Genomic DNA, 11853 nt, shown 5'->3' with positions numbered 1-11853 from the left:
ACCCTCACAGGCTCACCCCGGAGGGGCTACGCCTCCTTGGACAGGTTGGGACCGGCGGAGCCACCGGCCGCCGCGTCCTCGATCGGGGGAACGTCCGGCAGCGCCGACTTCTCCTCGCCGCGGAAGGTGAAGGTCTTGTTCTCGCCCTCGCCCTCCGTGTCGACGACCACGATGTGGCCCGGACGCAGCTCGCCGAAGAGGATCTTCTCCGAGAGGGTGTCCTCGACCTCGCGCTGGATCGTGCGACGCAGCGGACGCGCGCCGAGCACCGGGTCGTAGCCCTTCTTGGAGAGGAGCTCCTTCGCGGACTGCGAGAGCTCGATGCCCATGTCGCGGTCCTTGAGGCGCTCGTCCACCTTGCCGACCATCAGGTCGACGATCTTGAGGATGTCGTCCTGCGAGAGCTGCGGGAAGACGACGACGTCGTCGACACGGTTGAGGAACTCGGGGCGGAAGTGCTGCTTGAGCTCGTCCGACACCTTGTTCTTCATGCGCTCGTAGTTGGACTTCGTGTCGCCCTGGGCGGCGAAGCCCAGGTTGAACCCCTTGGAGATGTCACGCGTACCAAGGTTGGTCGTCATGATGATGACCGTGTTCTTGAAGTCCACGACGCGGCCCTGGGAGTCGGTCAGTCGACCGTCCTCCAGGATCTGGAGCAGCGAGTTGAAGATGTCCGGGTGGGCCTTCTCCACCTCGTCGAAGAGGACGACGGAGAACGGCTTGCGGCGGACCTTCTCGGTGAGCTGGCCGCCCTCTTCGTAGCCCACGTAGCCGGGGGGCGAACCGAAGAGACGCGAGACCGTGTGCTTCTCGCTGAACTCCGACATGTCGAGGGAGATCAGCGCGTCCTCGTCACCGAAGAGGAACTCGGCCAGAGCCTTGGAGAGTTCCGTCTTACCGACACCGGACGGGCCCGCGAAGATGAACGAACCACCCGGACGCTTCGGGTCCTTCAGACCGGCGCGCGTACGACGGATCGCCTTCGAGAGCGCCTTGACGGCGTCCTTCTGGCCGATGACCCGCTTGTGGAGCTCGTCCTCCATGCGGAGGAGTCGCGAGGACTCTTCCTCGGTCAGCTTGAAGACGGGAATGCCGGTGGCGGTCGCGAGGACCTCGGCGATCAGCTCGCCGTCGACCTCCGCGACGACGTCCATGTCGCCAGCCTTCCACTCCTTCTCGCGCTTGGCCTTCGCCGCGAGCAGCTGCTTCTCCTTGTCGCGGAGAGACGCCGCCTTCTCGAAGTCCTGGGAGTCGATCGCCGACTCCTTGTCGCGACGGACGCCCGCGATCTTCTCGTCGAACTCGCGGAGGTCCGGCGGCGCGGTCATCCGGCGGATGCGCATCCGGGAACCGGCCTCGTCGATCAGGTCGATCGCCTTGTCCGGCAGGAAGCGGTCCGAGATGTAGCGGTCGGCGAGCGTGGCCGCCTGCACGAGGGCCTCGTCCGTGATCGAGACACGGTGGTGGGCCTCGTAGCGGTCGCGCAGACCCTTGAGGATCTCGATGGTGTGCGGCAGCGACGGCTCCGCGACCTGGATGGGCTGGAAGCGGCGCTCAAGGGCCGCGTCCTTCTCCAGGTGCTTGCGGTACTCGTCGAGCGTGGTCGCACCGATGGTCTGGAGTTCACCGCGGGCCAGCATCGGCTTCAGGATCGAAGCGGCGTCGATGGCGCCCTCGGCGGCACCCGCGCCGACGAGCGTGTGCAGCTCGTCGATGAACAGGATGATGTCGCCGCGGGTGCGGATCTCCTTGAGGACCTTCTTCAGGCGCTCCTCGAAGTCACCGCGGTAGCGGGAACCGGCGACGAGCGCGCCGAGGTCGAGGGTGTAGAGGTGCTTGTCCTTGAGGGTCTCGGGCACCTCGCCCTTGACGATGGCCTGGGCGAGGCCCTCGACGACGGCGGTCTTGCCGACGCCGGGCTCACCGATCAGGACCGGGTTGTTCTTGGTACGGCGCGACAGGACCTGCATGACGCGCTCGATCTCCTTCTCGCGCCCGATGACCGGGTCGAGCTTGGACTCACGAGCGGCCTGCGTCAGGTTGCGGCCGAACTGGTCGAGCACCAGGGACGTGGAGGGCGTGCCCTCGGCAGGACCGCCGGCGGTGGCGGTCTCCTTGCCCTGGTAACCGGAGAGCAGCTGGATGACCTGCTGCCGCACCCGGTTGAGGTCTGCGCCCAGCTTGACGAGGACCTGGGCGGCGACGCCCTCGCCCTCGCGGATCAGGCCGAGCAGGATGTGCTCCGTGCCGATGTAGTTGTGGCCCAGCTGAAGGGCCTCGCGGAGCGAGAGCTCCAGGACCTTCTTGGCACGGGGGGTGAAGGGAATGTGGCCGGACGGGGCCTGCTGGCCCTGGCCGATGATCTCCTCCACCTGCTGGCGGACCGCCTCGAGCGAAATCCCGAGGCTCTCCAGGGCCTTAGCGGCGACACCCTCGCCCTCGTGGATCAAGCCCAGGAGGATGTGCTCGGTGCCGATGTAGTTGTGGTTGAGCATCCGGGCTTCTTCCTGAGCCAGGACGACAACCCGCCGCGCGCGGTCGGTGAACCTCTCGAACATCGTTAATCGCTCCTCAGAGCGGTCAGGCAGTAAGGGGGCTGTCCCCTCCCTGTCCTTCCGCAGCTTAGTCCCGTAAGCGGGGACCGCTCATTCCATCTGCCGACACCCGGACCCTTCCTTGGACAGTCTCCCGTCCCCGAACGCCGACACCTGCTCCAACCCGATGGTGCGAGACGATGTTCCCGCAGGCCAGGCAGATACGACCACCATCGCTACGCCGATGGCGAACGCGGGCGGCCCGGCCCTTCCGTGTCGCCCCTCCCACTAGGGATGTCTTACCCGCAAGGACTGACACTCCATGCGGCGCACGCCGGTTCCCTCCGCTATGGGCGAACACCATTGCGCCGCTCAACGCTCCCGTACGCCCCTATTTCGGACACGCACCGCGTTTGCGGCGGCACAGCGCGTAACCCCGGAACGTTTTTGCGGGTTGCTCCTGGCATGGTCGTTCCTTCGCCCGCACCGACACCGCCCTCCCGTGGTTCCGACGCCGCGCTGCCGAAGCCGCGGCGCCCGCTCGACGCGGGGGTATCAGCCGATGTGGCCGGATCCGAGCGCGTCCGCCAGTGGTACGAGGACGAGCTCGGCTGGGCCACGACGAGCGGCCCGGAGGGTGCCCTGCTGCGTACGGGGCTCCGGTTCGACGTCCTGGAGGTGCCGGCCGACGCCGGGTTCGCGATGCTGCGCAGGCTGGATCCCCGCTCGCCGGTGGCCGTGCGGGGGGAATCGATGCGGCTGCTGCTCGCGGCGGGCAGCGCCGACGAAGTGCCGGGGCTGCTCGACTGGCTGGAATGGGGGGCGCTGCCCCTGGACCTCGTCACGGTCGGGGCGGGCGGGTTCATCGACGCGCCGACCCCGCCGGGGTGGACCGGCGCGCAGGAGGCCGCCGTGTGGGTGCGGCCCCCCGAGCCCGGACGCGAGGTGGAACCGGTCCTGCCGGCCCTGACGACCCTGACGGCCGTGTCGACCTGCCCGGTCGTGGGGGGCGGTGGGGGCGCCCCCGATCTCGTACGTCTCGTGGACACGGCGGCGACGTGCTGCCACCGGGCCCGGCTGCGCCGCGCATCGGCATCGCCGAGCGCTCAGCCGTTGGCCTTCTCGTAGGCCTCACGGATCGCGGCGGGAACACGGCCGCGGTCGTTCACGTCGTGGCCGTTCTCCTTCGCCCACGCGCGGATCTGAGCGGTGTCCTGGTTGCCACCGGACGCGGCGCGCGCCTTGCCCCGGCCGCTCGCGGCACGGCCACCGGTGCGCCGGCCGCTCTTCACGTACGCGTCGAGAAGACCGCGCAGCTTGTCCGCATTGGCGGTGGTGAGGTCGATCTCGTAGGTCTTGCCGTCGAGCGCGAACGTCACAGTCTCGTCCGCCTCGCCACCGTCGAGGTCATCGACAAGAAGGACCTGAACCTTCTGTGCCACCGGATTTCCTTTCATCGATATCCGAAGGGCCGACCACGCGACCACGGCCGCCGATTCGCCGTCCCCTTGTTATATGCACTACTGCAGTACGCGGAAAGCAAACCGCTTTTCCGGGAAAAACACAAACCCCTGGCTGAGATCGGGAGAGATCCCCGGAGTTGTACGCTGCCCGGCCGGGCAGTAAACATGCGCGTTTCGGACATAGGGCACCCGGGCACGCCCGTTGCCGGAATACCGGACGGGACGATCACAGATGCAGAAGCATCCGGCTGTTGCCCAAGGTGTTCGGTTTCACTCGTTCGAGACCGAGGAACTCCGCGACGCCCTCGTCATAGGAACGCAGTAGCTCGCTGTAGACATCGGTGTCGACCGTATCGACGGGTGTCTCGCCGATCTCCACGAAGCCGTGCTTGGCGAAGAACTCGACTTCGAAGGTCAGACAGAAAACCCGGCGAACGCCGAGCCAGCGCGCGGTCTGCAGCAGCTTGTCGAGGACCTGGTGGCCCACGCCGCCGCCTTTGACCTTGGGGTTCACCGCCAGCGTGCGGACCTCCGCCAGGTCTTCCCACATGACGTGCAGGGCGCCGCAGCCGACGACCTCCGCGTTGTCGTCCCGTTCCGCCACCCAGAACTCCTGGATGTCCTCGTAAAGCGTCACGGTGGCTTTGTCGAGCAGGATCCCCTGTCGGCTGTACGCGTCGAGCAGTGTGCGCACCGCCGGCACATCGGCGGTCCTGGCCCGGCGGACGCTGACCGCTTTAGCGGATGAATCGGAGCGGGGGAAGACTTCGGGGGGCTCTGCTGGCATGAGCGGACGCTATCGCCCGGGGTCCCGGTCCGCTTCCCCGGGTCCGGGCGGCACTTCGGCGGGTACTTCGGACGGGACTTCGCGGTCCACTTCGGCCCGGACTTCGGGCGCTTCTTCGGCCGGGACTTCGGTGGACACTTCGCCCGGCACTTCGGCAGGCACTTCGGCAGGCACTTCGGGCTGAACGATGCGCATGGCGTCGCGGAGCGCTTCGCGCTGCTGGGACGACATCATGCCGAAGAAGGCGACGAGCGCGGCGGCGGGGTTGTCGCTGCGTCCCCATGCCTCGTTCATCAGCGCGGCCGAGTAGGCGGCGCGGGTGGAGACGGCCTCATATCGATAGGCCCGGCCTTCCGCCTCGCGGCGGACCCAGCCCTTCTGATGGAGATTGTCCAATACGGTCATGACCGTCGTGTACGCGATGGAGCGTTCCTGCTGGAGATCCTCCAGGACTTCCCTCACCGTCACGGGGCGGTTCCACTTCCACACCCGTGTCATCACAGCGTCTTCGAGTTCTCCCAAGGGGCGGGGCACGAACAGCACAATAGTGGGAGAAGACGGTAATTCAACGCGAAACGTGGCTAACTGCTGCGATCAACAGCAAAAGGGGCGCCCGGTGGGCGCCCCTGAACCTGCCACGGCCAGTGTGACAGCGGTGCTGTCAGGCCCCGGCCTCGTGCGCGCCGCCGCTCTGGCGGGCGGCCTCGGCGCGGGCGAGGGCGGCGTCGACAGCCGCGTCTTCCTTGGCCTTCTTGTCGCCACCCTGCGACTTCACGATCGTCACGATGAGGCCGATGAAGAACACGGCCATCACGACGGGGGGCACGAGCGCGGAGACGTAGTCCATGGCTCCAGAGTAGCTAGCCCGCGGCCAGTCGCTGCGACGGGGCCGCGGGACGCGCGGGCCGCCGTTTCGGCGGAAAGACCTCGGCGGGGGTCGGCATCGGCTTCGGCGGGGCCGGCCGGGGCTTCGCGGGCTCCTTGTCGCCCGCCGTGAGGCCGCCGGGCAGCGCGAGCAGATGCGACCGGGAGGCCGGGACGCGCGGGCGCTGCCGGGCCGCCAGGCGCTCGCGCACGCCCTCCTCGGCGAGGGCGCGGCAGTGGCCGAGCAGCGCGGCGGCTGCCGGGTTGCCCCGCAGGGCGCGCAGTCCCGCGAGGTCGTCGGCGCCGGGCCGGTACCCCGCGGCCAGGGCGTCCGCGAGGAGGCTCAGATAGCCGCTGGCGGAGCCGGGCAGGGCGGCCCGGTAGCGGTCGAGGTCGGCGAGGAGGAAGGCCCGCATACGGGCGCTCTCCTGCGCGGCCGCGTCGACCGACTCCGCGAGTCGGAGGCAGTCCCGTACGTCGGTGTCCGATGCCGGGCTGGGATGGAGGGCGAGGGCGAGGGCGCGTCGGAGCACACGCAGCTCTTCTGCACCGAACGCCAGGCCGCCGCGGTTTCCGTAAGGCGTGGGCATGAAAAGACGATACGTTCCATAACCGACAAAATCGGCTTAACCGGCAATTCACGGCGTGGCTGTTCCCGCCCCGGCTATGAGCACCGCCCCCGTCCGTAACCGACTGGAACCGTTCAGAGCCGTCTAGAGCCGTCTAGAGCCGGGAGACATTGCGCTCGTACACCAGTCGCAGTCCGATCAGCGTCAGCCACGGTTCGTGCTCGTCGATGACCGAGGCCTCGCCGAGGATGATGGGCGCGAGCCCGCCGGTGGCGATGACCGTGACGTCGTCCGGGTCGGCCGCCAGCTCCTTCGCCATGCGGTGCACGACGCCGTCGACCTGGCCCGCGAAGCCGTAGACGATGCCCGACTGCATGGCCTCGACGGTGTTCTTGCCGATGACGCTGCGCGGCCGGGCCAGCTCGATCTTGCGGAGCTGCGCGCCGCGGACGCCGAGCGCCTCCACGGAGATCTCGATGCCGGGGGCGATGACGCCGCCGGTGTACTCCCCGCGCGCGGAGACCGCGTCGAACGTCGTCGCCGTGCCGAAGTCGACGACGATCGCCGGGCCGCCGTACAGCTCGACGGCGGCGACCGCGTTGATGATGCGGTCGGCGCCGACCTCCTTGGGGTTGTCCATGAGGATCGGGACGCCGGTCTTGATGCCGGGCTCGACCAGGACGGCGGGCACGTCGCCGTAGTAGCGGCGAGTGACCTCGCGCAGCTCGTGCAGGACCGAGGGGACGGTCGAGCAGATGGCGATGCCGTCGATGCCGTCGCCGAGTTCGTCGCCGAGCAGCGGGTGCATGCCCATGAGGCCCTGGAGCAGGACGGCGAGTTCGTCGGCGGTGCGGCGCGCGTCCGTGGAGATGCGCCAGTGCTCGATGATCTCCTCGCCGTCGAACAGGCCGAGGACGGTGTGGGTGTTGCCCACGTCGATGGTGAGCAGCATCAGACGTCGGCCTCTCGGTCGGCCTCTCGGAGGTCGAGGCCGATGTCCAGGATCGGCGAGGAGTGGGTCAGGGCGCCGACTGCGAGGAAGTCCACGCCCGTCTTGGCGTACGTCGCCGCGTTCTCCAGGGTCAGCCGGCCGGAGGACTCCAGGAGCGCGCGGCCGTCGGTGAGCGCCACGGCCTCCTCGGTCTCGCTGGGCGTGAAGTTGTCCAGGAGGATCAGGTCGGCGCCCGCGTCCAGGACCTCGCGGAGCTGGTGCAGGGTGTCGACCTCGACCTCGACGGGCAGGCCGGGGAAGCGGTCGCGGACCGCCTGGAACGCCTGGGCGATGCCGCCCGCGGCGACCACGTGGTTGTCCTTGACGAGCGCCGCGTCGGAGAGCGACATGCGGTGGTTGACGCCGCCGCCCGCGCGGACCGCGTACTTCTCCAGGGAGCGCAGGCCGGGCGTGGTCTTGCGGGTGTCGCGGACCTTGGCCTTGGTGCCCTCCAGGGCGTCCGCCCACGCGCGCGTGGCCGTGGCGATGCCGGAGAGGCGGCACAGCAGGTTGAGCGCGCTGCGCTCGGCGGTGAGCAGGTCGCGGGTGCGGGTGGTGACGGACAGGAGCTTCTGGCCGGCGCTGACGCGGTCGCCGTCCTCGGCGTGCCGCTCGACCTCGAACTCGTCGGTGGCGACCACGGAGATGATCGCCTCGGCGACGCGCAGTCCGGCCACGACGCCCGCCTCGCGGGCGGTGAAGTCGGCGGTGGCGACCGCCTCCTCGGGGATGGTGGCGACGGTGGTCACGTCGACGCCGCCGTCGAGGTCCTCGGCGATCGCCATGTGGGCGATGTCCTCGACCTCGACGGGGTGCAGGCCCGCGTCGAGCAGGAGCTGGGCGAGCGACGGGTCGAGGCCGCACTCCATGGCGTCCGTGGCGTCGTCGGAGGTGGCCTGCGCGCAGCCGCAGTTGTCGCCGCAGCCGCCGCTGTCGGCGGCTGCCAGGGGGAGGTCGGGGGTGGCGCTCACGTCGGTCACTGCTCCTGAGGGGTCGTTGCCGGGAAGTCTGCGGTCGGGGTGGTGTGCGTCGCCAGGGTGCGGTCGGCCTTGAGGCCCACGACGATGTGGCGGCGCCAGTTCGTGTCGTCGCGGTCGGCGAAGTCCTCGCGCCAGTGGCAGCCGCGGGTCTCCTCGCGGCGGCGGGCGGCGGCGACCAGGACGCGGGCGACGCACAGGAGGTTGGTGGCCTCCCAGGTGTCGACGCCGGGTTCGGCCGTCTTGCCGTCCTCGGCCAGGGAGTTGACGGCCTCGGCGTGGATGCGGCCGAGGCGGGCCGCTGCCTCGGCGAGGGAGTCGGCGGAGCGCAGGACGCCCGCGCCCTCGGTCATCACGCGCTGGATGGCGAAGCGCGCCTCGGACGGCAGGAGGGGGTGGGTCGGGGTCGGCGGCTGCGGGACGGGCGCGGGCACGCGCGCGTGGAGCTGCTGTCCGGCGTGCTGCTCCTTGATGTCGTCGGCGATGCGCTCCGCGTAGACCAGGCCCTCCAGGAGGGAGTTGGAGGCGAGCCGGTTCGCGCCGTGGACGCCGGTGCAGGCCACCTCCCCGCACGCGTACAGGCCGGGCACGGTGGTGCGGCCGTGGAGGTCGGTGCGGACGCCGCCGGAGGCGTAGTGCGCGGCCGGGGCGATCGGGACCGGCTCGGTGACGGGGTCGATGCCGTGGGCGCGGCAGGCGGCCAGGATCGTCGGGAAGCGCTGCTCCCACATGGCGGCGCCGAAGTGCCGCCCGTCGAGGAACATGTGGTTCGTGCCGCGCTCCTGCATGCGGCGCGTGATGCCCTTGGCGACGATGTCGCGCGGGGCGAGTTCGGCGAGTTCGTGCTGGCCCACCATGAAGCGCACGCCGTCCGCGTCCACGAGGTGGGCGCCCTCGCCCCGTACGGCCTCGGAGACGAGCGGCTGCTGGCCCTCGGCGTCGGCGCCGAGGAAGAGCACGGTGGGGTGGAACTGGACGAACTCCAGGTCGCTGACCTCGGCGCCCGCGCGCAGGGCGAGGGCGACGCCGTCGCCGGTGGAGACGTGCGGGTTGGTCGTCGCGGAGAAGACCTGGCCCATGCCGCCGGTCGCGAGGACGACGGCGGGCGCGAGGACGGCGCCGACTCCGTCGTGCTGGCCCTCGCCCATGACGTGCAGGGTGACACCGGCCGTGCGTCCTTCGGCGTCCGTGAGGAGGTCCAGGACGAGCGCGTTCTCGACCGTGTGCATTCCACGCGCGCGTACCGCCTCGACCAGCGCCCGGGAGACCTCCGCGCCCGACGCGTCGCCGCCCGCGTGCGCGATGCGGCGGCGGTGGTGGCCGCCCTCGCGGGTCAGGTCGAGCGCGCCGTCGGGGGTCTCGTCGAAGCGGGCGCCGGTCTCGATCAGACGGCGTACGGCGTCGGGGCCCTCGGTGACGAGGGTGCGGACCGCCTCCGTGTCGCACAGGCCCACCCCCGCGACGAGGGTGTCGTCGAGGTGCTGCTCGGGGGTGTCGCCGTCGCCGAGCGCGGCGGCGATGCCGCCCTGGGCCCAGCGCGTCGAGCCGTCGTCGAGGCGCGCCTTGGTGACGACGACGGTCCTCAGGCCCGCGGCCTCGCACCGCAGGGCGGCGGTCAGGCCCGCGACGCCCGAGCCGACGACCACGACGTCGGCCTCGATGGACCAGCCGGGGGCGGGGGCGTGCAGTCGTATGCCGGTCGCTGCGGACGCGCTGGTTCCTGCAGAGGCGCTCATGGGCGGGCTCCGAATGTGAGGGGCAGATTGTCGATCAGCCGGGTCGTCCCCACGCGCGCGGCGACGGCGAGGACGGCGTCGCCCTCGAAGCCGTCCCGTACGTCGCTGAAGTCGGCCTGGTCGATGAGGGCCACGTAGTCCAGCTCGACCGGTGGCTTGAGGCGCGCGGCCTCGTCCAGGACCAGGCGGGCGGCGGCGAGGACGCCCGCCGGGCCGCCCGGGGCTGCGACGGCGTGGGCGTCGGCGGCGGCGCGGGCCTCGCCGAGCGCGCCGAGCGCCTGGGCGCGCGCGAGCGTGGAGGGGTTCTCGGCGCCACGCGCGCGGAGGGCCTCCTGCGCGGCGTGCCGGTCGCGGCCCGCGAACAGGGCGCGGGACAGGGCGAGGGCGCTGCGCCGCTCCTCCGGGGAGAGGTAGCGGTTGCGGGAGGAGAGCGCCAGGCCGTCGGCCTCGCGCACCGTGGGTACGGCGACGATCTCCACGTCGAAGTTCAGGTCGCGCACCATGCGGCGGATCAGGGCGAGCTGCTGCGCGTCCTTCTGGCCGAACAGGGCGACGTCCGCGCGCGTGAGGTGCAGCAGCTTGGCGACGACGGTGAGCATGCCGTCGAAGTGGCCGGGGCGCGAAGCACCCTCGTAGCGCTCGCCCATGGGGCCCGCCGCGATGCGGACCAGGGGCTGTCCGCCGGGGTAGACCTCGTCGGCTGAGGGCGCGAAGACGGCGTCGGCGCCCGCCTGCTCGGCGATCTTGAGGTCGGCGTCCAGGGTGCGCGGGTAGCGGTCGAGGTCCTCGCCCGCGCCGAACTGGAGCGGGTTCACGAAGACGGTGACGACGACTTCGCCGTCGGTGCCCGCGCGCTCGCGCGCGGTGCGGATCAGGGTGGCGTGGCCCTCGTGCAGGGCGCCCATCGTCATGACGACGACGCGCTGCCCGCCCCGCGTGCGCGCGCGCAGTTCCTCGCCCTTGTGCAGCAGGGCCGTGCTCATCGGGGGTCCTCCGCTCCGGTCGCGAGGACGCCGAGCAGGTCCTCGGCGAGCTCCGGCTTCAGCAGGCCGTGCGCGAGGGCGCGGTCGGCGGTGGCGCGGGCCATCGCCAGGTAGCCAGCGACGGTCTGGGGGGCGTGTTTGCGCAGTTCGGCGACGTGCGCGGCGACCGTGCCCGCGTCCCCGCGCGCGACCGGGCCCGTGAGCGCCGCGTCACCGGACCTCAGCGAGTTGTCGAGCGCGGCGCCGAGCAATGGGCCGAGCATCCGGTCGGGGGCGCCCACGCCCGCGTCGCGCAGCAGGTCCATGGCCTCCGCGACCAGGGTGACCAGGTGGTTCGCGCCGAGGGCGAGGGCCGCGTGGTAGAGCGGGCGCTTCTCCTCGGCGATCCACTCGGGCTCGCCGCCCATCTCGATGACGAGGGCCTCGGCGGCCAGGCGCAGCTCCTCGGGCGCGGTCACGCCGAACGAGCAGCCGGCCAGGCGCTGGACGTCGACGGCGGTGCCGGTGAACGTCATGGCGGGGTGCAGCGCGAGCGGCAGCGCGCCCGCGCGCGTGGCGGGGTCGAGGACCCTGGCGCCGTACCGGCCCGAGGTGTGCACGAGCAGCTGCCCGGGGCGGATCGAGCCCGTCTCGACGAACCCCTCGACCAAACCCGGCAGGGCGTCGTCGGGGACGGTGAGCAGCACGAGGTCGGCGCGGGCGAGGACCTCGGCGGGCTCGACCAGGGGCACGTCGGGCAGCAGGGCCGCGGCGCGCCGCTGGGAGGCGTCGGAGACTCCGGAGACGGCCACGGGGCGGTGCCCGGCCAGTTGCAGCGACGCGGCGAGCGCGGGGCCCACGCGGCCGGCGCCGACGACGCCCACGGTGAGGCGGGCCGGCCGGTCCCGGGGATCGGTGGGCTCGGAGGGGGCGTTCGGCGGGGGAAGTGACACGGGACGATGGCCTTCCG

The 11853-nt window shown here is 71.2% G+C and carries 12 protein-coding genes; 1 reads left to right on the top strand and 11 read right to left on the bottom strand.

Annotated elements, in window-relative coordinates; genetic code table 11:
- Positions 1 to 26 precede the first annotated feature (26 nt).
- Positions 27 to 2558, bottom strand: coding sequence for an ATP-dependent Clp protease ATP-binding subunit (locus tag N5I75_RS29335; RefSeq protein ID WP_476682265.1), 2532 nt, complete (start codon positions 2556 to 2558; stop codon positions 27 to 29).
- 441 nt (positions 2559 to 2999) lie between these two features.
- Here N5I75_RS29335 and N5I75_RS29330 point away from each other — a divergent pair, with 441 nt between their 5' ends.
- Positions 3000 to 3662 carry an SCO3374 family protein gene (locus tag N5I75_RS29330; protein WP_476682263.1) on the top strand — a complete coding sequence of 221 codons (663 nt, stop codon included), beginning with the start codon at positions 3000 to 3002 and terminating at the stop codon, positions 3660 to 3662.
- On the opposite strand, the gene N5I75_RS29325 is transcribed toward N5I75_RS29330, so the two are convergent.
- From N5I75_RS29325 to N5I75_RS29280, 10 genes are all read right to left on the bottom strand, one after another.
- Positions 3641 to 3976 (bottom strand): histone-like nucleoid-structuring protein Lsr2, encoded by a 336-nt coding sequence (locus N5I75_RS29325; RefSeq protein WP_394431834.1) that lies wholly within the window; start codon positions 3974 to 3976, stop codon positions 3641 to 3643. The genes N5I75_RS29330 and N5I75_RS29325 overlap by 22 nt on opposite strands.
- Before the next feature lie 247 nt (positions 3977 to 4223).
- Positions 4224 to 4784: an amino-acid N-acetyltransferase gene (locus N5I75_RS29320; RefSeq protein ID WP_476682261.1), complete on the bottom strand. Its 561-nt coding sequence runs from the start codon at positions 4782 to 4784 to the stop codon at positions 4224 to 4226.
- Between the two features lie 9 nt (positions 4785 to 4793).
- Positions 4794 to 5318, bottom strand: coding sequence for a BlaI/MecI/CopY family transcriptional regulator (locus tag N5I75_RS29315; protein WP_476682369.1), 525 nt, complete (start codon positions 5316 to 5318; stop codon positions 4794 to 4796).
- 127 nt (positions 5319 to 5445) lie between these two features.
- The gene (locus N5I75_RS29310; RefSeq protein WP_394431838.1) at positions 5446 to 5631 is read right to left on the bottom strand and encodes a hypothetical protein; all 186 of its coding nucleotides are present in this window, start codon (positions 5629 to 5631) and stop codon (positions 5446 to 5448) included.
- A gap of 13 nt (positions 5632 to 5644) precedes the next feature.
- On the bottom strand, positions 5645 to 6238 hold the full coding sequence (locus N5I75_RS29305) for a hypothetical protein (protein ID WP_476682259.1): 594 nt from the start codon (positions 6236 to 6238) through the stop codon (positions 5645 to 5647).
- A 133-nt stretch (positions 6239 to 6371) separates the two neighbouring features.
- Complete coding sequence (locus N5I75_RS29300; RefSeq protein WP_476682257.1) at positions 6372 to 7169, bottom strand: type III pantothenate kinase; 798 nt, start codon at positions 7167 to 7169, stop codon at positions 6372 to 6374.
- Positions 7169 to 8188, bottom strand: coding sequence for a carboxylating nicotinate-nucleotide diphosphorylase (gene nadC, locus N5I75_RS29295; protein ID WP_476682255.1), 1020 nt, complete (start codon positions 8186 to 8188; stop codon positions 7169 to 7171). Before nadC ends, N5I75_RS29300 begins: the two co-directional genes overlap by 1 nt.
- A complete protein-coding gene (locus N5I75_RS29290; protein WP_476682253.1) occupies positions 8185 to 9921 on the bottom strand; it encodes an L-aspartate oxidase in 1737 nt (578 codons plus the stop codon). The genes nadC and N5I75_RS29290 overlap by 4 nt, the downstream gene beginning before the upstream one ends.
- Complete coding sequence (gene panC, locus N5I75_RS29285) at positions 9918 to 10904, bottom strand: pantoate--beta-alanine ligase (protein ID WP_476682251.1); 987 nt, start codon at positions 10902 to 10904, stop codon at positions 9918 to 9920. The genes N5I75_RS29290 and panC overlap by 4 nt, the downstream gene beginning before the upstream one ends.
- Entirely contained in the window at positions 10901 to 11836 is a 936-nt protein-coding gene (locus N5I75_RS29280; RefSeq protein WP_476682249.1) for a Rossmann-like and DUF2520 domain-containing protein, read from the bottom strand. The genes panC and N5I75_RS29280 overlap by 4 nt, the downstream gene beginning before the upstream one ends.
- Positions 11837 to 11853: the final 17 nt, after the last annotated feature.

The sequence above is a fragment of the Streptomyces sp. R818 genome (genome assembly GCF_056172735.1).
This window is presented reverse-complemented; position numbering and strand designations above follow the sequence as displayed.

Excerpts from the sequence above, each read along its gene's own strand:
- N5I75_RS29335 (WP_476682265.1), bottom strand. The coding sequence starts at position 2,558 with ATGTTCGAGAGGTTCACCGACCGCGCGCGGCGGGTTGTCGTCCTGGCT.
- N5I75_RS29330 (WP_476682263.1), top strand. The coding sequence starts at position 3,000 with ATGGTCGTTCCTTCGCCCGCACCGACACCGCCCTCCCGTGGTTCCGAC.
- N5I75_RS29320 (WP_476682261.1), bottom strand. The coding sequence starts at position 4,784 with ATGCCAGCAGAGCCCCCCGAAGTCTTCCCCCGCTCCGATTCATCCGCT.
- N5I75_RS29310 (WP_394431838.1), bottom strand. The coding sequence starts at position 5,631 with ATGGACTACGTCTCCGCGCTCGTGCCCCCCGTCGTGATGGCCGTGTTC.
- N5I75_RS29305 (WP_476682259.1), bottom strand. The coding sequence starts at position 6,238 with ATGCCCACGCCTTACGGAAACCGCGGCGGCCTGGCGTTCGGTGCAGAA.
- N5I75_RS29300 (WP_476682257.1), bottom strand. The coding sequence starts at position 7,169 with ATGCTGCTCACCATCGACGTGGGCAACACCCACACCGTCCTCGGCCTG.
- N5I75_RS29290 (WP_476682253.1), bottom strand. The coding sequence starts at position 9,921 with ATGAGCGCCTCTGCAGGAACCAGCGCGTCCGCAGCGACCGGCATACGA.
- panC (WP_476682251.1), bottom strand. The coding sequence starts at position 10,904 with ATGAGCACGGCCCTGCTGCACAAGGGCGAGGAACTGCGCGCGCGCACG.